The sequence below is a fragment of the Nocardioides alcanivorans genome (assembly GCF_021555175.1).
Taxonomy (GTDB): domain Bacteria; phylum Actinomycetota; class Actinomycetes; order Propionibacteriales; family Nocardioidaceae; genus Nocardioides; species Nocardioides alcanivorans.
In genome coordinates this window covers 80871-98798 of record NZ_JAKGRW010000012.1, presented here as the reverse complement: position 1 = coordinate 98798, position 17928 = coordinate 80871, and the positions used below count along the sequence as shown (strand labels likewise).

At 68.7% G+C, this 17928-nt stretch carries 15 protein-coding genes and 4 pseudogenes; 12 read left to right on the top strand and 7 right to left on the bottom strand.

The window, feature by feature from the left end; genetic code table 11:
- The first annotated feature begins 13 nt into the window (after window positions 1-13).
- Together L1066_RS06680 and L1066_RS06675 are read left to right on the top strand one after the other, a co-directional pair.
- Window positions 14-589, top strand: coding sequence for an SDR family NAD(P)-dependent oxidoreductase (locus tag L1066_RS06680; protein WP_235735576.1), 576 nt, complete (start codon window positions 14-16; stop codon window positions 587-589).
- On the top strand, window positions 589-789 hold the full coding sequence (locus L1066_RS06675; RefSeq protein WP_235735575.1) for a hypothetical protein: 201 nt from the start codon (window positions 589-591) through the stop codon (window positions 787-789). The genes L1066_RS06680 and L1066_RS06675 overlap by 1 nt, the downstream gene beginning before the upstream one ends.
- A gap of 21 nt (window positions 790-810) precedes the next feature.
- Here the strand turns inward: L1066_RS06675 and L1066_RS06670 are convergent, their stop codons facing one another.
- Window positions 811-2769 (bottom strand): oxidoreductase, encoded by a 1959-nt coding sequence (locus L1066_RS06670; protein WP_235735574.1) that lies wholly within the window; start codon window positions 2767-2769, stop codon window positions 811-813.
- Between the two features lie 90 nt (window positions 2770-2859).
- Between L1066_RS06670 and L1066_RS06665 the strand changes: the two genes are divergently transcribed.
- The 4 genes and pseudogenes from L1066_RS06665 (at window position 2860) to L1066_RS06655 (ending at window position 6260) form a co-directional block, all read left to right on the top strand.
- On the top strand, window positions 2860-4521 hold the full coding sequence (locus tag L1066_RS06665) for an acyl-CoA dehydrogenase family protein (RefSeq protein ID WP_235735573.1): 1662 nt from the start codon (window positions 2860-2862) through the stop codon (window positions 4519-4521).
- Window positions 4522-4553: 32 nt separating this feature from the next.
- A pseudogene (locus L1066_RS29260) lies at window positions 4554-4688 on the top strand (hypothetical protein); the annotation flags it as partial.
- Entirely contained in the window at window positions 4667-4963 is a 297-nt protein-coding gene (locus tag L1066_RS06660; protein ID WP_283095311.1) for an acyl-CoA dehydrogenase family protein, read from the top strand. The pseudogene L1066_RS29260 and the gene L1066_RS06660, both read left to right, overlap by 22 nt.
- A pseudogene (locus L1066_RS06655) lies at window positions 4960-6260 on the top strand (SDR family oxidoreductase). The gene L1066_RS06660 and the pseudogene L1066_RS06655 overlap by 4 nt, the downstream one beginning before the upstream one ends.
- 73 nt (window positions 6261-6333) lie before the next feature.
- On the opposite strand, the gene L1066_RS06650 reads toward L1066_RS06655, so the two are convergent.
- Genes L1066_RS06650 through L1066_RS06640 form a run of 3 tightly spaced genes read right to left on the bottom strand, consistent with a single transcriptional unit; the run spans window position 6334 to window position 9802 of the window.
- Window positions 6334-7098, bottom strand: coding sequence for an enoyl-CoA hydratase/isomerase family protein (locus L1066_RS06650; protein ID WP_235735571.1), 765 nt, complete (start codon window positions 7096-7098; stop codon window positions 6334-6336).
- On the bottom strand, window positions 7098-8150 hold the full coding sequence (locus L1066_RS06645; protein ID WP_235735570.1) for an NADPH:quinone oxidoreductase family protein: 1053 nt from the start codon (window positions 8148-8150) through the stop codon (window positions 7098-7100). Before L1066_RS06645 ends, L1066_RS06650 begins: the two co-directional genes overlap by 1 nt.
- A complete protein-coding gene (locus tag L1066_RS06640; protein ID WP_235735569.1) occupies window positions 8147-9802 on the bottom strand; it encodes an AMP-binding protein in 1656 nt (551 codons plus the stop codon). The genes L1066_RS06645 and L1066_RS06640 overlap by 4 nt, the downstream gene beginning before the upstream one ends.
- A 161-nt stretch (window positions 9803-9963) precedes the next feature.
- Between L1066_RS06640 and L1066_RS28465 the strand changes: the two are divergent.
- Together L1066_RS28465 and L1066_RS06635 are read left to right on the top strand one after the other, a co-directional pair.
- A pseudogene (locus L1066_RS28465) lies at window positions 9964-10146 on the top strand (LLM class flavin-dependent oxidoreductase); the annotation flags it as partial.
- 14 nt (window positions 10147-10160) lie between these two features.
- Entirely contained in the window at window positions 10161-10922 is a 762-nt protein-coding gene (locus L1066_RS06635) for an LLM class flavin-dependent oxidoreductase (RefSeq protein ID WP_235735568.1), read from the top strand.
- 283 nt (window positions 10923-11205) lie between these two features.
- On the opposite strand, the gene L1066_RS06630 is transcribed toward L1066_RS06635, so the two are convergent.
- Genes L1066_RS06630 through L1066_RS06620 form a run of 3 tightly spaced genes read right to left on the bottom strand, consistent with a single transcriptional unit; the run spans window position 11206 to window position 13764 of the window.
- A complete protein-coding gene (locus L1066_RS06630) occupies window positions 11206-12078 on the bottom strand; it encodes an SMP-30/gluconolactonase/LRE family protein (RefSeq protein ID WP_235735567.1) in 873 nt (290 codons plus the stop codon).
- Window position 12079: 1 nt separating this feature from the next.
- On the bottom strand, window positions 12080-12535 hold the full coding sequence (locus L1066_RS06625) for a nuclear transport factor 2 family protein (protein WP_235735566.1): 456 nt from the start codon (window positions 12533-12535) through the stop codon (window positions 12080-12082).
- Window positions 12532-13764, bottom strand: coding sequence for an NAD(P)/FAD-dependent oxidoreductase (locus tag L1066_RS06620; protein ID WP_235735565.1), 1233 nt, complete (start codon window positions 13762-13764; stop codon window positions 12532-12534). Before L1066_RS06620 ends, L1066_RS06625 begins: the two co-directional genes overlap by 4 nt.
- Window positions 13765-13778: 14 nt before the next feature.
- On the opposite strand from L1066_RS06620, the pseudogene L1066_RS28460 reads away from it, so the two are divergent.
- From L1066_RS28460 to L1066_RS06605, 4 genes and pseudogenes are all read left to right on the top strand, one after another.
- Window positions 13779-15367: pseudogene (locus L1066_RS28460) on the top strand (aldehyde dehydrogenase).
- Window positions 15364-16236 carry an SDR family oxidoreductase gene (locus L1066_RS06610; RefSeq protein WP_235735563.1) on the top strand — a complete coding sequence of 291 codons (873 nt, stop codon included), beginning with the start codon at window positions 15364-15366 and terminating at the stop codon, window positions 16234-16236. Before L1066_RS28460 ends, L1066_RS06610 begins: the two are co-directional and overlap by 4 nt.
- Entirely contained in the window at window positions 16172-16540 is a 369-nt protein-coding gene (locus tag L1066_RS28455; RefSeq protein ID WP_376707648.1) for a Zn-ribbon domain-containing OB-fold protein, read from the top strand. Before L1066_RS06610 ends, L1066_RS28455 begins: the two co-directional genes overlap by 65 nt.
- Before the next feature lie 114 nt (window positions 16541-16654).
- Window positions 16655-17842 carry a thiolase C-terminal domain-containing protein gene (locus L1066_RS06605; RefSeq protein ID WP_235735562.1) on the top strand — a complete coding sequence of 396 codons (1188 nt, stop codon included), beginning with the start codon at window positions 16655-16657 and terminating at the stop codon, window positions 17840-17842.
- Window positions 17843-17928 lie beyond the last annotated feature (86 nt).

The following is a 17928-nucleotide window of genomic DNA, read 5'->3' as shown; positions in this document are numbered from 1 at the left end:
AAGGAGGTTCGGTATGGCTGGCGACATGGCGACTGCGCTCGTGACGGGAGGTGCGCGCGGCATCGGTGCCGCCATTGCCCGGGCCATGGCGGCGGACGGTGGCCGAGTGGTGGTTGCCGACGTCGATGACCAGGCTGGAACAGCCTTGGTGGCGCAGTTGGGTGCTGCTGCCAGGTACGTGCACTGCGACGTGACTCGGGAGTCCGACGTCGCTGCCGCCGTGGATGCCGCGGCGGCACAGGGCTCACTCAGCGCGGTCTTCGCCAATGCGGGAGCCGTGGGCGTGACCGGCAGGATCGAGGACCATGCGCTGGAGGACTATCGCCGCAGCATGGATCTGCTGCTGACGAGTGTGTTCCTCACCGTCAAGCACGCGGTGCGGGTGATGCGTCCTGCTGGGGCGGGCGCGATCGTCTGCACAGGCAGCGTGGCATCGGTTCGGGGCGGCCTGGGGCCGCACACCTACACCGCTGCCAAGCACGGGGTGAAGGGATTGGTGGAATCCGTGGCGGTCGACATTGCGCGGGACGGTCTCACGATCAATGCCGTTGCTCCGGGGGTGCGGTCACGTCGTTGGCGGCGGGCCTGATGGGTGACCGCGACGACCTCGAGACACCCTACGCACGCCTGGCTGCGGCGTCGTCCAGCGGCGTTCCCACCACGGCGGGAGACGTCGCGCAGGCGGCGTTGTTCCTCGCTCGTGCGCCACGGATCAACGGCGCCTGCCTCGTCATCGACGGGGGCGACAGTGTGCTGGGCACGGCAGGTCGCGACGGTTACTACGCGTGAGTCACGACTTCTCAGGCAGGGTCACAAGGTGAGTGCAAGTTCCCGCGCCTGCTTGGTGGCGAACACCAAGCGACGTGGGGCATAGGCGTCGCCGACGATGTCGGCGGCAACGTCAAGGGAACGGAGCTCGTCGTACAAGGAGGACTCCTGCACCGCTCCGCAGGAGAGCACGACGGAGTCGACTCCCGCAATGGCGCGGGTGGCGCCGGAATAGACGTGTCGCACGGTCACCTGTCCCGACTCGATCGAGACCGGCTGCTCGGAGGTGCGAAGAGTGACCCCGCCTGCGTCGAGACGCGCCAGGATCGAGCCGAGGATGTAGCGGCTCAACAGGGGCCCCGGGGCTGCCGTTCCGTGCACCATCGTGACCCGGTGGCCCTTGGTCGCCAGGAAGTCCGCAACCGACAGGGGAGCAAGGTGATCGTCCTGGGCCACGACGAGCACGTGCTCACCGAGGGCGATCCGCTGTTCCTCGTCGTCCAGCACGGCGTGAGCCGTGTGCACGTGCGGCAGGTCGACGCCGGGGATGCTCGGCGTTCGAGCCGTGGCGCCGGTCGCCACCGCGACTCGATCTGCGCCGAAGTCCGCAACCGCCGTGGTGTCGGCGCGTCGTCCCGTCGCGACAGTGACGCCGGCGGCCGCGAGGCGCCGCTCCTGCCAGGCGAGGTAGGAACGGTAGTCCTCGTGGCGCGGAGCGTTCGCGGCGGTCCGCAGCTGGCCCCCGAGGGCAGCCTGCGCCTCCCACAGGGTCACCCGGTGCCCGCGCTCTGCCGCGATGCCGGCCACCTCCATCCCTGCCGGGCCGCCCCCGATGACGAGGATGCGCTGAGGTGAGGCAGTCGGCCGGACAGCGTTGTCGGCCTCCTTGCCTGCTTCGGGATTGACTGCGCACGAGAACGGAGTTCCCTCGACGACGCGTCGACTGATGCACTCGTTGCCACCCACGCAGGGGCGGATGTCCTCCGGGCGCCCCTCCTTCGCCTTGGTCAGGAGTTGGCCGTCGGCGATCACCGCCCGTGCCATCCCGACGACGTCCGCGTGACCCGCTGCGAGCAACTCCTCCGCCACCGCCGGGCTGGTGACCCGACCGGTGTAGACGACCGGCAGTGACACGGCTGCCTTCACTCGACCGGCCAGCTCCGACCACTCGGCCGGCCGGTGGTGCTGCGACTGGATGTAGCTCGGGTTGCCCCATGGGCTGCCGATGGCGCAGCTGAGGTAGTCGACGTACCCACTGGCCTCGAGTGCTTGCGCGATCGCGACAGCTCCGTCCGGGCCGTCGATCCCGTAGCCGCCAGGCTCCTCCTCGCGCAGGTTGAGCCGGACGCCGACGATGCGGTCCGGTCCCATCGCATCCCGCAGGGCACTGAGGATGCGCAGCGGAAACTGCAGTCGCCCGGCGAGGTCGCCGCCGTACTCGTCGGTACGGTGGTTGGTCAGCGGGGAGAGGAAGTACTCCAGCATGTCGTCGTGGTTGAGGTGCACCTCGGCGCCGTCCGCGCCAGCGAGCGCGATCTGCCGCGCGCCATGTGCGTATTCCTCGACGAACCAGTCGATCTCGTCGTGGGTGAGGGCATGGGGCACCTGGTTGACGACGGGTCCGCTCAACGTGGGCGATGCGGCGTGCGGCATCCCGCCCTGGAGGATCATCTGGACCGTCAGGATGGTGCCGTCGCGGTGCAGCACCTCTGCGAGTCGACCCACTCGGTCGAGGAAGTAGGGCTGGCGGTAGTGGCCGTCGTACTGCGCGCCCACCCCGGTCGGCTCGAAGCCCGGGATGAGGTTGTTGCGCACGTGGGCGGAGACACCGTCGACCCAACCGGCGGAGGTGCGCTCCGCCCAGTAGCCGATGTGACGCTCCGCCTCCTCGTCCGTGCCCCACAGGCTGGATACCACATGTGCATGGGGTGGGAGCACCACTCTGTTCTTCACTGTCCGAGAGCCGAGCGTCAGCGGACGGAAGAGGTGCGGAAACATCATGACGGCTACTCCTCTTGGACACACGGATGTGAGGGTGATCATGAATATGGTATTCATAGATCACCAGCTTTCGGCAAGGACGGTGACGAGATGGCAGACAACGGCTCCGAGGTGCGCGACTTCCGCAGGGCAGTCGCAGGGGCGCTGGAGGGTCTGTGGCCCTCCGCCGTCAGCGCGGAGGACTCCGACACCGCCAAACTGGTGGAGGTTGCCGCCCAGCAGGGCTGGTACCAACTCGGTGAGGCAGCAGCTGCGGACTACCTGGTGGCCGCTGTCCGTGAGCTCGGCCGCAGGTCGTGTCCGCTCCCCGTGGCCGACGCCTACGTCGCGACCATCCTGTTTCCTGAGCACGCCGCCGCAATCGGTGACGGCGAGCTGCGTCCGGTCATCATCCACGGATCCGCCGGTGCCGACACGGTGGTCGATGACGCCGGCACGGCCACTCACGGCGTCGTTCTCGACCATGCGGCGGACACGGTTTCACTGCACCCGCTCGCCGCTGCCCACTCCCTCGCGGGGCTCGCCGCCCCCGCGCTGCGCGAGGTCAGTCTCGGCGACGGCGTGCATTCACGACGACTCCACGACGGCGAAGCGCAGCGGGTGACGGCACTGCTCCGACTCGCCGTTGCCGCTCGTGCGACCGCGGCGGCTGGCCGCGCACACGAACTGGCCGTCGAGCACGCGTTGGTGCGCCAGCAGTTCGGCAAGGTCATCGGCGCCTTCGGGGCGGTCCAACAGCGGGTTGCTGCCTGTCAGATCGAGGTCTCGGCAAGCGAGGCCCTGGTGGACGAGGCGGTCGAGGCATTCCTTGCCGACCGCGCCGACGCCCAGATCGCCGCAGCTCTGGCTGCCCGCCATGCCCGCACTGCGGCGCAGCGGATCATGGCAGGGGCCCAGCACACCCTCGGTGCCGTCGGCTTCTTCGACGAACACGAGGCCGCTTGGCTCTTCCGCCGCGTCCACACGGACCTGTCCCATCTCGGCTCCGGGGCCCTGGACGACCGTCGCGGCGACGGTGTCGCCGATCGCCTTCTCGAGGGTGAGGGGCTGCCCAACTTCCACTTGGGTGATCGCGCCGAAGCATTCCGCGAGGAGGTGCGCGCGCTGCTGACCCGCTTCCGTCGCCCCGACCCGGACCTCGCTGCCGGAGTCGCCGGTGAGTACGACGTGGAGGCACTGCGCGCCGAGATGGACCGGCAGTCGCTCTTCGCCCTCAACTGGCCGGAGGAGTACGGCGGCAAGGAGGTCTCCGTCGAGGAGCAGGTCGTGCTCCACGAGGAGATGAAGTACGCGGGCGGCCCCGTCGATCGGGCCATGAGCGCCACCATGTTGATCGGCCACTCGTTGCTGCGCCACGGGACGGCGGCGCAGAAGGCGCAGTTCCTGCCGCTCCTGCATGCGGGCCAGATGGCGTTCTGCCTGGGGTACTCGGAGCCGGAGGCAGGCTCCGACCTGGCCTCGCTCCGTACCCGTGCGGTGCGCGACGGGGACGACTGGGTCATCGACGGCCAGAAGCTGTGGACCACTCGGGGCAACACCGCGAGCCACGTGTGGCTGGCGGTGCGCACCAACCCCGACGCCCAGCCGCGGCACGCCGGCATCACGATCTTCCTGGTCCCGATGGACACTCCCGGAATCACCGTGCAGAACCACACCGCGCTCTCGGGGAGATCTCCTGCACCGTCTTCTACGACGGCGTCCGGGTGCCCGACTCCTGCCGCGTCGGAGAGATCCATGGCGGATGGCGTGTGATCACCGACGCCTTGACCGCGGAACGCGTCGTGATGGGTGGTGTCGCTGCCACGCTGCGACGCCACTTCGACGAGACCGTCGCCGAGTTGCGTGCGCGGGTCGCTGCCGGGGGATCGGTCGATGCCCTGGACCGTGACCGGATCAGTTGGGCCGCCTGTCGTCTCCAAGCGGCTCGGGCGCTGGTGCTGCGCGCCACGCGTCTCATGGGGGCAGCGCCACCGGCGCCGACGCCCGGATCGCCGGGCCGATGGCTGCCGTGCTCAGCGGCGATCTCGCCGAGGAGCTCGGACGCACCTGTATCGACGTACTCGGTCCGTCTGCGCTACTGGCCGGTCGTCATGAAGCAGCCATCCGGGTGGCGCCCATGTATGTCATCGGCGGAGGCACCAACGACATCCAGCGCGGCATCATCGCGCGTGGCCTCGGGCTGCCGCGCGAATGAACGGCGCGGCTAGCGGGAGCGACCCGGGGACGCGAGCCTGGGAGTGCGTCGTCGCGGGCAACATCCTGCACACCTTCGCCACGGCGGTGGACGCCCAGGACCTTCCGGCGACGCTCGCCTGCTTCCGTGAGGACGCGGTGCTGGCGACCCCACGTGGTGAATCGACGGGCCTCGACGAGATCGGTGCCTTCTTCATGAAGGCATGGGCTACGGACCCCTCCGCGAAGCGGCACTTCGTCGCGAGTCCGCGCACCACGTGGCTGGAGCCCGGCCTGGTGCGTCTCGAGGCCTACTTCTCGTTCATCGGTCGGCTCCCGGGGAGTCGATCCTCGGGTGGGGCGAGTACGACGACCTGGTCGACGTCTCGGGCGGCGAGCCGCGGTTCGCGCGGGTCGCGATGCAGAGCCACCTCCGTACGGACCTGGCCACCGGCTGGGTCACCGACGACTGAAGGAGCAGGGATGCTGGGAGCAAAACGGATCCTGATCACGGGCGCCGCCCAAGGCATGGGGCGCGAGATCGCACTGGAAGCGACCCGGCAGGGCGCCTCGCACATCGGGCTCACCGATGCCAACGGTGCCGGGATCGAGGAGACCGCCGCGCTCGTTCGGGAGCTGGGCGGGGACGCGCTGTGCGTGGTCGCCGACCTGCGCGTCGGCGCGGAGATCGAGCAGATGATCGACCAGGTCGCCGATTGGGCGGGCGGCCTCGATGTCCTGGTCAACAACGCAGGTGTCCTGGACCAGGTGTTCACCGATGCAGACCGAGTCGGAGTGGACACGCTCGATGAGGAGGCCTGGGACGCGGTCAACGACATCAACCTGAAGGCGGTCTGGCTGGCGACGAAGTATGCAGCGCCCCACCTGCGCAAGTCGGATCGGGGCCCGAGCATCGTCAACGCCGCCTCGGTGTCCGGGATGACGGGTGCGGGCATGGCGGCATACGCCGTCACCAAGGCCGCCGTCATCCAGCTCACGCGCACCACTGCCATCAACCTCGCCCCCACGTGCGAGCGAACTCCTATTCACCGGGGGCGATCAAGACCCCGATGGGCAACTCGCACCTGGCAAGTGCGACTGACCGCTTGGAGCGGGCCAGGGCGATGTATGGCACCCACCTGATTCCGCGCCGCGGCACGGTCCAGGAGATCGCCCAGGTGGTCTGCTTCCTTGCCAGCGACGCGGCCTCCTTCCTGACCGGGATCAACGTCCCGGTGGACGGCGGCACGATGGCGTGGCGTGGTGTCCAGGACGTCGAGCTCGACGTGGACCCGGACGAGCTCGACGCGCTGGGTTGATTCTGCGCAGTCCGACACAGGGAGGAGGGGCCGGCTCATGCCTGCCCCTCCTCTTCTCATGTGGCGTGCGGTCTCACTGGGGATCGGGGAACCGAGGCGTGCGCTTCTCCAGAAAGGACGTCGCCCCTTCCACCATGTCCTCGCTTCCCACCGCCTGCACCAGCATGCCCAGTCCGCCCATGAAGTTGTCCCGAGCCTGGTTCCACCAGATGTTGGAGGAGACCTTCGCGATCTCCAGGTAGCGCGGGCTGAGGGCTCCGAGCTCCTCGACGATGCCATCCACGGCGGCTTCGAGCTGACTGTCGGGGACCACCTGGTTGACCAGGCCGAGTTCGAGGGCCTGGGTCGCGGTGTAGCGGCGACACAGGAATGCCATCTCCTTGGCCCGTTTCTCACCGATCTGGACGCCGAGCACGTTCGTGGCACCCGTCACCGGCGCGCTTCCCACCCGCGGACCGGTCTGCCCGAAGGTGGCGGAGGCCGCAGCGACCGCGAGGTCGCAGGCCACCACGAGTTCGTTTCCTCCGCCGGCCGCGGCACCGTTCACTGCCGCGATCACAGGCCTGGGATGAGTGCGCACCGCGTCGAAGAGACGCAGGGACATGCGGTAGAGCTCGCGCATCTGCGGAAGCGTCGGAGTGCCGAGCAGATCCAGCGCGCCACCGGCGCAGAACCCTCCGGCGGCGCCGGTGATGACCACGGCACGTGCATCGGTGCTCTGCTCCAGGGCTTCGACCGCCGCCTGCGCCATCTCCGGATCGAACGCGTTGCGGCGCTCCGGAGCGTCGAACGTGATCCAGACAGCCTCGCTGCGTTCCTTGACGTGGATCTGGCCCATCAGTGGGTTCCTGCCTCTCGGTTGGGGTTCTGCTCTGCAGCGACCGGTCCTGCATTCTCCTTCCGGAGAGTCAAGGTGATCTTGCCGGTCGCTCGTCTGTCCTCGAGCTCGCGCAACGCGTCGGCTGCCTGCTCGAGCGGATAGGTGGCACCGTCGACCGGGTTGACGTGGCCTGCGGCGTGCCAGTCCGTCACGTCGCTCCACTGCTGGCGCGGATAGGTCGGCTCGTCCTCGATGAGGCTTCCCCACGCAACTCCGCGTACGTCGACGTTCTTGAGCAGCAGGCGGTTGGCGGCGACCGTCGGGATGCCCTCGGCGAAGCCGAGCACGATGAGCCTGCCCTCCTTGCCGAGGGAACGGACCGAGTCGAGGAACCGGTCGCCGCCGACGGTGTCGGCGAGCACGTCGACACCACCGGGGACGAGGTCGCGGACAACCGCCAGCCAGTCTCCGACCAGCACCGCCTCGTGTGCCCCGGCGGCACGGGCGAATGCTGCCTTCTCCTCGGTCGAAACAACGCCGATGACGCGGGCGCCGAGTGCGCGACCTGCCTGGAGCAGAGCCGTTCCCAAGCCTCCCGCAGCACCGTGGACCACCAGCGTCTCGCCTGGGCGGAGGCCGCCGCGCCGGGTGAGTGCCAGATGCGCCGTGAGGTAGTTCATGGGCATTCCCGCGCCACTGCGGAAGCTGATGTCGTCGGGGAGGGGAAAGGTGAGTTCGGGATGCACCGCCACGCGTTCCGCCCACCCGCCGACTCGGACGAAGGCGGCCACGCGGTCCCCGGGATGGAAACCGCTGCCGGTGGGTGCGGCGGCGACGACGCCAGCGACCTCGACACCTGGTACGAAGGGAAGTGGAGGCTTGCGCTGGTAGCGCCCGTGACACATCAGGAGATCGGGGAAACTGACGCCGGCTGCGTGCACATCCACCAACACCGCGCCAGCCGCATCCTCGGGACCGAGACCGGGAAGCTCGACCACTCGGAGTCCCGAAGGCCCGTCCAGGCTCGTGACCTGGACCGCGAGCACGGATGCAGGCGTCGACTGGCTCATCGGGCCGCTCCGGCCGACGCTTCCCGGTCCCAGATGTCCTGCGCGTTCGTGGCCTCGTCACGCAACACGTTGCGCCGGATCTTCTCCGACGGCGTCATGGGGAGATCCTCTCGGAAACGTACGAAGCGCGGGATCGCGAAGGCCGGGACCCTGCCGACGCAGTGCTCCCACACCTCCTCGGCAGTGAGATCACCATCGCGCACGATCACGGTCATCACCTCGTCCTCCCCGGCTTCGGAGTCGGCGGGTACTCCGATCACCGCGCACTCTGCGATCGCGGAGTGGGAGAGAAGCGCCTGCTCGACCTCGTAGGAGCTGATGTTCTCTCCGCGCCGGCGGATCGCGTCCTTGATGCGGTCGACGAAGTAGTACCAGCCATCCTCGTCGCGGCGGACGGCGTCGCCGGTGTGGAACCACATGTTGCGCCACACCTCCGTGGTCTTCTCCGGCATGTTGTAGTAGCCGAGGCTGCTGATCCATGGATGCTTGGGTCGCACGCAGAATTCGCCGACCTCGCCGACCGGGACCTCCATGTCGGTCTCCGGGTCGACGATCGCGACGTCGTACCACCTGCCAGCGTTGAGCCCGGCTGCCCTCGCAGGTCGGTCCTCGCCGTAGGGGCTCAGGATCGGGGTGGTGGTCTCGGTCGTGCCGTAGACCTCGACGAAGGCCTCGATGTCGAAGCGCTTCTTGAACTCCTCGAGGATGGACGAGGCGGTGGGCGCCGCGAAGACGCAGCGCAGCGGGTTGTCCGCGTCGTCAGGGCGTTCGGGCTGCTTCCAGACGAAGTCCATCATCACGCCCAGGAAGTTCGTGACCGTGACGTCGTGCTCGCGAAGCTGGTCCACCCATCTGCTCGCGCTGAAGCGGGAACGGATCACCGCTCGTCCGCCGGCGATCAGGGCGGGGTAGAGCGCCATGTACTGCGCATTGCCGTGGAAGAGCGGTGTCACCGACAGCCAGGTGTCGTCCTCGGTGAACCGGGTCAGGCAGCGGGTCAGCTCGGAGAAGAAGTTCATCTGAGCGTTCGGCATGGCGACGCCCTTGGACAACCCGGTGGTGCCGGAGGTGAAGAAGACGGCTGTCAGGTCGCGGGCGTCGGGCTCGGGACCGTCGTACGGCGCTGCCTCGCGCAGGCCGTCCCAGTGTTCTGCCCGCCAGCCGGCGGCCCGGAGTCGCTCCACGGCGCCCTCGGCGGCACCCGTGTTGTCGATGACCCAGAAGCCCTCCACCTGGTCGAGGTGATCACGCAGAGCGATGAATCGGTCGGCCAAGTCGTCGTCGACGACGACCCACCTGGCGTCGACGAGCTGGACCTGGTGGCGCAGAAATTCGCCCTCGTAGGCGGTGTTGACACCTGCCTCGACCAGGTCGCCGAGGGCTGTGGCGAACCAGGTCAGCACGAAGCGGCTGGAGTTCTTGGCCATGATGATGACCCGGTCGCCGCGCTCGGCGCCAGCGGCGTGGAGCCCGCCAGCCACGCGCTCACAGGTGGTGAGGAGTTCACCGTAGGTGATCTCGAGGTCCTCCTCGGGGGCGATCAGGAAGGTCCGGTCGCCGCGCTCGGCCGCTTGGCGGCGAAGCACCTGGGCGCCGGTCCACCTCGTCCAGTCCGGATCCGTGGGCTCGAGCGCGTCGTAGGTCCGGGTCATGGGCGGAAGGCTCCCCTCGTTCGCGGATGTCTGCCTCAGACCCTAGCCAAGATCTCTGAATATGAATAGTATGTATTAAGCCCTGCTCGTGACCTTCTGGAGGATTCCATGGCGCTGACGTTCGGTCTGGCCCTGCAAAACGACTTCCCGCCCCACATCTCCCCTCCGCGCGGATCGGCGAGCTGCGGGAGCAGGCACGGGCAGCGCGGGAGAGCGGCATCAGCTCAGCGTGGATGCTGAACCACTACCTCGGCAACATGCAGACCCTCCAGCCGCTCGTCGGGCTGGCCGCGATCGCTGAGCACACCGGTGACATGCGGATCGGCACCAACATGTTCATCCTCCCCTGCGACACCCCGTGGCGGTCGCCGAGGAGTTCGCGACCCTGGATCAGATCAGCAACGGCCATGCCGTGGCGGGTCTCGGCATGGGCTACCGAAGCAACGAGTACGACGCGTTCGGGATCTCGATGGACGATCGGGTCAAGCGCTACGAGGAGAGCGTGGAGATCCTCCGGCGCCTCTGGAGCAACGAGACCGTCGACTTCGAGGGTGAGCACTTCACGATCAAGGGCGAGTCCATCGGAATCCCGCCGGTGCAGGACGGGGGCCCGCCGATCTGGGTGGGCGCCGGGGTCCACAAGACGGGGGCTCGCCGCGCCGCCGCGCTCGGGGACGCCTGGATCGTCCCGCCGCACGCCGAGCCGGAGAAACTCCGCTCGATCCTCGCCTTCTATGCCGAGGAGCGGGAGCGGCTGGGTCGAGGCCCGGCCCAGGAAGTCGTCGTTCGCCGCGAGATGGTCCTGGACGACGACCCCGAGAAGGCTCTGGAGGTTGGCCTCCACTTCCGCGGTGAGAACACCCGCAAGTACGCCGAGTTCGAGGCTCCGGACAAGACCGACAGCTACCGCCATCTCAAGGGGGACGCCGGGTTGAAGTCCGTGGCCGACAAGTCCTACCTCTTCACGGATGCGACCACGGCGATCGCCCAGCTCAAGGAGCTGGAGGAGATCGGCATCACCCATGTGATCCTGCGGATGCAGTGGTACGACCTGCCACAGGACCGGATGCTCGCGACCTTGGAGAAGTTCAAGAACGAGGTCCTCCCAGCCTTCAGCTGACCCCAGCCCGCCCCCGCAACCCTGTTGATCGACTGCACTCCGTTGATCGACTGCGCCCCGGATGATCGACTGCACTCCGTTGATCGACCACCCTCGTTGATCGACTGCGCCCCGTTGATCGACTGCACTCCGTTGATCGAGCTTGTCGAGATCACTCGCGGGTTGGGTCTCGACAGGCTCGACCCCCGGGGGTTGGCTCGACCCCCGGGTTAGGGCTCGACCCCGGGTTGGCTCGACCTCCGGATGATTGCGTTGATCGAGCTTGTCGAGATCAGTCCGGGGGTCAGGCGTCGACCGTGGCGAGGAGCAGTACGCCGTGCTCCGCCTCGGTGATGATGACCCGGCCGGGATGGTTGGGGACGACGGCGACGTTGGTGACGTGCCGTCCGGCGGGAGAGCGGATCTCCGCGCACAGCTCGCCCCAGGGGTCGAAGACCCAGACCACGCCGCGGCCCGGGTGCGTGACGAAGAGCCGGCCCTGCTGGTCGGTCGCCATGCCGTCCGGGCCCAGGCCGCCCTGCAGTCGGAGATAGGTCGAGGTCGTGTTCACCTGGCCGTGGGGATCGAGCGTGACCCGAAGGATGCTGTTCTCAGCGGTCAGTGCCACGTCGACGGCTCTCCCGGAGGCGCTGAGCGTCAGACCGTTCGGTCCTGGTAGCCCGTCGAGGAGCCGTTCGAGGTCACCCCCGGGCGACAGCCGGAAGAGAGCCCCGTAGGGCTGCCGCCAGTCGCTCAGCCCTTGGTCGGTGAAGTAGAGGTTGCCCTCGGCATCGAACACGAGATCGTTCGGTCCCACGAACGGCACCGTCCGCCGGTGATCGCAGACGGTTGACATCTCGGCTGTCTCCGGTTCGAAGGCGAGGATGCCGAGACGCGAGTCGGCGACATAGATCCGTCCGTCCGGATGGAGGGCGAGTCCGTTGGGCTCGCCGTCGTACTCCAGGACGACGTCGACCGCACCGTCCCGGACGCGCAGCAGGCGACCCCAGGGCACGTCGACGAGGTAGAGGTCGCCGTTCGCCACGTAGGTCGGGCCTTCGATCAGCGGCCGGTTGTGTGCCCCGAACCTGCGTGCCTCCACCCAGCGCGAGGATCTGCCCGGCTCTGGGAGCTGTGCGTAGACGTCGACCACCTGCTCGGCGAGGATCTGCCGCATCTCACGCCTCCGTGGCGGGCCAGCCACGGTTCAGGTCCGTGGCCAGGTGCGGGGTGATGGTCTTGTGCCGGAACCGGGCTCGGCCACCGGCGACCTCGATCAGATCGCGGTACTGACCCCAGCCGAGGCCCGAGTCGCGATCCCGTGCCGTGAACAGGAAGTACGACGCCACCTCGACCAGACCCGGACCCTGTGGACGGGTTCGCACGTTCATGATGAAGTGCCGCTTCTCCGAGGCGCCCGGCCCCAGCCTGTCGCGGTAGAACCCGGTGATCGCGGTGGTCCCGGCGAAGTCGCCCGCAGGTACGGAGAGCACGCCGTCCTCGGTGAAGAGATCCGCCACCGCCTCGGGCGTCGGATCGTCGAGGGTCTCCGCGTAGGCGTGCAGCAGGTTCCGGGCGAGCTCCGCCTCCTCCAGCCGGGCCACTCGGTGCATCAGGTCTTCGAGGTCGCTCATGCGGTTGCCTTCCTTCGTTCCCACGGAGCTGCTTCCCGGAGTTCGGTCACGGGCCAGGATTTCGTCACTGCCGCGCGGCAACGCATCAGCGCGGCCGGCATGCCGGCGCCGACCACCGCCTTCACGTGTCCGTCGTCGACGAAGGCCAGGAGGAATGCGCCACTCTCCGGGGAGCCGGTGAGCAGGACGCGCTCGTCGGAGGCGCAGGGCAGGCCCAGGCACTGCAGCTTGACGTCGTACTGGTCGGTCCACATGTAGGGGATCTCTGCGTGGGCTCGCGGCTCACCGGTACCCAGCGCTGCGAGGACGTTGGTCGCCACGGTCGCGGCCAAGTCTCCGGCCGCGGTCCAGTGCTCGATCCGGATGGTGCCGTCGCCGCGGGGGTTGGGAACCGCGGCAACGTCGCCGACCGCCCAGACATCCGGAGCGGAGGTGGCGCCGCGGTCGTCGACGACCACGCCGGCATCCAGATGGACACCGGAGGACTCAAGCCAGTCGGTCACGGGAGAGGCGCCGACGGCGACCACTACCAGGTCGGTGCGCACCCGGGTGCCGTCGTCGAGACGGACCTCCCGCACGCGCCCTTCGTCGGTCGCGAGCTCCGCGACCGTGCGTCCGAGGTGGAGGCTCACGCCGTGCGATCGGTGCAGGTCTGCAATGAAGGCGCCGACCTCGTCCCCGGCGACACGGTGGAGGGGCTGGGGAAGGGCGTCGACGAGATCGACCTCCGCGCCCCGGCCTCGAAGCGTCGCGGCGATCTCGCTGCCGAGCACGCCGGCCCCGATCACGGTGGCGTGTCGGGCATTGGCTGCGGATGCGCGCAGGGCCAGGCAGTCGTCGAAGCTGCGCAGTACGTGAACGCCCTCGATGCCCTGCCACTGCGGGAACGCTCGCGCCGTCAGCCCGGTCGCGAGCACCAGCTGGTCATAGGCCAGTTCGCTGCCGTCGTCCAGCCTCACCCGGTGTGCCCGGGGGTCGAGGCCGGTCGCGGTCACTCCCGTCCTGAGATCCAGATCGAGCTCGGCGAGCCGGTCACTGTTGCGGAGGGCTGGAAGGTCCGGTGTCTGCTCGGCGCCGAGAAGTGCCTTGGAAAGGGGCGGTCTGTCGTACGGCGGATGCGCCTCGGTGCCGATCAGCGTGAGGACGCCGTCGTAACCCCCTCGGCGCAGACGTTCGGCGGTGCGAAGGCCGGCAAGGCCGGCTCCGACGATGACGACATGTGTTGACATGCTCTGCTCCTGGGATGTGGCTGGCGTCACCCGAGACAATACGTTATGTTTCATTATCAGCAATAGTCCTCGCAGAGTCATCTCAGCACCCGTGTGGCGACGTTGTTCGCCGGAGGGAGACCCCACTCATGTCCCAGCCCGTCTCACTGCCCGATGCCATGACCGAGCGGCCGCAGCTCTTCGTGGGAGGCCGGTGGCAGGATCCACGCGGAGGAGCGGTCACCGAGGTGCGCAACCCGGCGAACGGAGAGCGGGTCGGTTCCGCGGCCCTCGCCTCGGCCGATGACGTCGACGCGGCTGTCGCCGCCGCTCGGTCCTCCTTCGACTCCGGCGTGTGGTCCCGGGCCACGCCGGAGGAGCGCGCGGAGGTGATGCACAAGGCCGCGGACTTCCTGGAGAAGCGTGCGCCCGAGCTGGCGGTGAGCATCACCTCCGAGCTCGGATGCCCCCTGTGGTTCAGCGAGATGGCACACGTGCCGAACCCGATCCGGCACACCCGCTACTACGCCGACCTGGCACGCGGGTTCGCCTACGACGAGCGGCGTTCGGACGGCGCCAACACGAGCCTGGTCACCCAGGAGCCAGTCGGGGTGGTAGGGGCGATCACCCCCTGGAACGGCCCGTTGAGCACCCCGTCCCTCAAGATCACGCCGGCCCTGGCGGCAGGATGCTCGGTGGTCCTGAAGCCTCCGCCGGAGACGCCGCTGACGGTGCAGGCGTTCGCTGACGCATTCCTCGAGGCCGGGCTGCCCGAAGGGGTGCTCAGCATCCTTCCCGGTGACCGCGAGGCGGGCGCCCACCTCGTTGCTCACCCCGAGGTCGACAAGGTCGCTTTCACGGGCAGCAGTGCGGCTGGCAAGGCGATCATGGCCTCGGCTGCGCAGCGGATCGCTCGGGTCACTCTCGAGTTGGGCGGAAAGTCCGCGGCGATCATGCTGGAGGACGCCGACATCGAGACCGTGATCCCGGCCCTGCTCCCGATGGCGATGATGGTCAACGGACAGGCGTGCATCGCACAGACCAGGATCCTCGTTCCTCGTCGCCGGGAGGCTGAGTTCGTCGAAGCGCTGGCCGCGGCCCTCGCTGCCCAGAAGGTCGGTGACCCGATGCTCCCCGACACCAGGATCGGCCCCATGGTCAGCCAGCGCCAGCGTGACCGCGTCGCGGGCTACATCACGTTGGGTCGAGAGGAGGGTGCCAGGGTGGTCACCGGCGGCGAGACGTTGCCACTTCCGTCGGAGCTGGAGGCAGGGTGGTTCGTGCCACCCACGCTGCTTGCCGGTGTGGACAACCAGATGCGGGTGGCGCAGGAGGAGATCTTCGGGCCCGTCGTGGCCGCGATCCCCTACGACGACGTTGAGGATGCGGTCCGGATCGCCAACGACTCGGTCTACGGACTCTCCGGTTCGGTCTGGGGGCCGACGTCGACCACGCCGTCGCCGTCGCTCGCCGGATTCGCACGGGCATGGTCAGCATCAACGGGCGACCGCAGGCCTACGGCTCCCCGTTCGGTGGCTACAAGCAGTCTGGGATCGGGCGTGAGATGGGCCCCGAAGGCTTCAAGGCGTTCCTCGAGACCAAGTCGATCGCGGTCCCGTCGTGAGTGGTGCATCCGGGGCGGCCCCGCGCGGCCGTCTCGACGGCCGGGTCGCCGTGGTGACCGGCGGTGCCAGCGGCATCGGAGCCGGCACGGTCCGTCTCTTCCATGCCGAGGGCGCCAAGGTCGTGATCGCCGATCTGCAGGAGGAGGCGGGCGTCGCGCTCGCCACGGAGCTCGGAGCCGGGGTGATCTTCCGTCGTACCGATGTCAGCGACGAGGCGTCGGTCTCCTCGTTGGTGGACGCGGCGGTCGCCGAGTTCGGTCGCCTCGACGTGATGTTCAACAACGCGGGCATCATCGGCGCGGTCGGGCCCATCGACCGGACCCGGACGGAGGATGCCGACCTCACCATCGCCGTCAACCTGCGCGGCGCGCTGCTGGGCATGAAGCATGCGGCTCGGGTGATGAAGCCCCAGCGTTCGGGCGTGATCATCTCGACCTCCAGCCCCGCCGGCGTCATGGGCGGAGTGGGCGCCCACGTCTACAGCGCCGTGAAGGCCGGCATCATCGGGTTGTCGAACTCGGTCGCCGCAGAGTTGCGACAGTTCGGGATCCGCGCCAACGTCATCGTCCCCGGTGCTGTCGTTTCGCAGATGACGGCGGATCTCGTCGCGGGAGACGCGACCGATCTGTCCGGAGCCCAAGAGGCGCTGGACCGCTCTCGCTACATGGGGCGTCCGCTGGTACCCGCTGATGTCGCCGCGGGGGTGCTCTATCTCGCCAGTGACGACGCGGCCTTCGTGACCGGGGTGGTGCTGCCCGTCGACGCCGGGATGACCGGAGCCGGAGGGCCCTCACCCATGGCTGATGAGAAGTACGCTGACCAAGCTGGGCGTCGCGAGGCGGGTCGCCGAGTTGGTGATCAGGCGTGAGTGGCTCGGAAGCCGTGGTGTCGAGACCCTTCCCCGAGCACGTCGCTCCGGAGTACGCAGACCATGTCGATGCTCTGGGCCGGGGAGTGTCGTGGTCAGGCGCTGCCGTGCCTGTGACACTGTCCAGTGGCCGCCCCGGCCCACCTGCGGCACCTGTCACCAGACGGCGTTCGCCTCCCACCCGGTCGATCCGGTGGGGACGGTCCACACCTTCAGCGTCGTTCATCGTGCCTTCCATCCGTGGTTCGCCGACCGGTTGCCCTACGGAGTCGCCGTTGTCGACGTGTCCGGGGGATCCGCCTGACTGGGCTCTACGCCGACCCGCCGGCCACGCTGCGTTGTGGGCTGGTGGTCCGGGGCCGCGGGGAGTTGCTGGGGGCGCTCCCGCCCTGGTGTGGTCACGAGCGGAGGCCACGTCGTGACCGCGCCGGTCACCACCGTGGCGCAACCCGGGGCGGGCATCGTGGGCGTGGGTGAGACCGACTACTGCCGTGGCACCGACCAGACCACCGTGCAACTCACGATGAGCGCGGCCCTGGCCGCCTGTGCCGACGCCGGCATCGAGCCGAGCGCCATCGACGGCGTCGTCGTGCCCAACGGAAAGATCGACGCGGAAGAGTTCGTCCACGCGCTCGGCATCGGTGACCTGCGCTTCCACGCCGCCACCTCGATGGGTGGCGCGGGGACCGTGGCAGCCATCGGCATCGCAGCTGGCGCCGTGCGCGCCGGCCTGGCGTCGAGGGTGCTGGTCGCGGCTGGCGGCACCCAGTACAGCGGAGCGGCTCGACTCAGCGATTCCGGTGGCGCAGGCATGGCCATCCGATGGCCCGGCCAGCACCTACGTGATCATCTCGAGCGGCCCTACGGTCTGTCGGTACCGATGCAGTGGTACAGCCTGCACGCCAATCGGTGGCTGGCCACCACCGGCGCCGACCGCGACGGACTGCGCGATGTCGCCCTGGCCACGCGAGCACATGCCCAGAGCAACTCCCGGGCCTACTTCCGCGACCGTCCTCTGACCAGGGAGCAGTACGACGCGTCCCCGATGCTCGTCGAGCCGTTCCGGCTGTTCGACGTCTGCCAGGAGTCGGACGGCGCGGCAGCGGTCGTGGTGGCCAGCGCGAGCGCCGGGCTCCACGGTGTCCGGCCGCCGGTCCGAGTGCTGGGAGCGGGAGAGGGGCGTGCGGACACGCCGGACGACCTGGTCTCTCGTCCGGACATGCTCCAGATGGGCCTCACGAAGCTTGCGCCCCGGCTGCTGAAGGAGGTCGGTCTCGAGCTGGACGCCTTCGATGCGTTGTGGCTCTACGACTGCTTCTCCTTCGTCGTGCTGCGTCAGCTCGAGGAACTGGGCTTCTGTGCGCGAGGCGAAGCCCCTGACTTCATCCGCGATCGTGGCATCGGCCCGGGCGGCACGCTGCCCGTCAACACCCACGGTGGGCTGCTCTCCCAGGCGCACATCGCCGGCATGAACCACGTCGTCGAAGCCGTCCGGCAGCTGAGGGGCGACGCCGGCGCCGGTCAACTCTCCAACGCGGAACTCGGCCTCGTCACCGGCTACGGCGACATGTCCGACGGCTCCCTGCTGCTCCTTGCCCGCACCTGATCCCTACGGAAGGTCTCGCCATGACTCATCGTCTCCGTGCGCTTCTCGCGCCCCGCAGCATCGCCCTGATCGGAGCGAGCGAACGC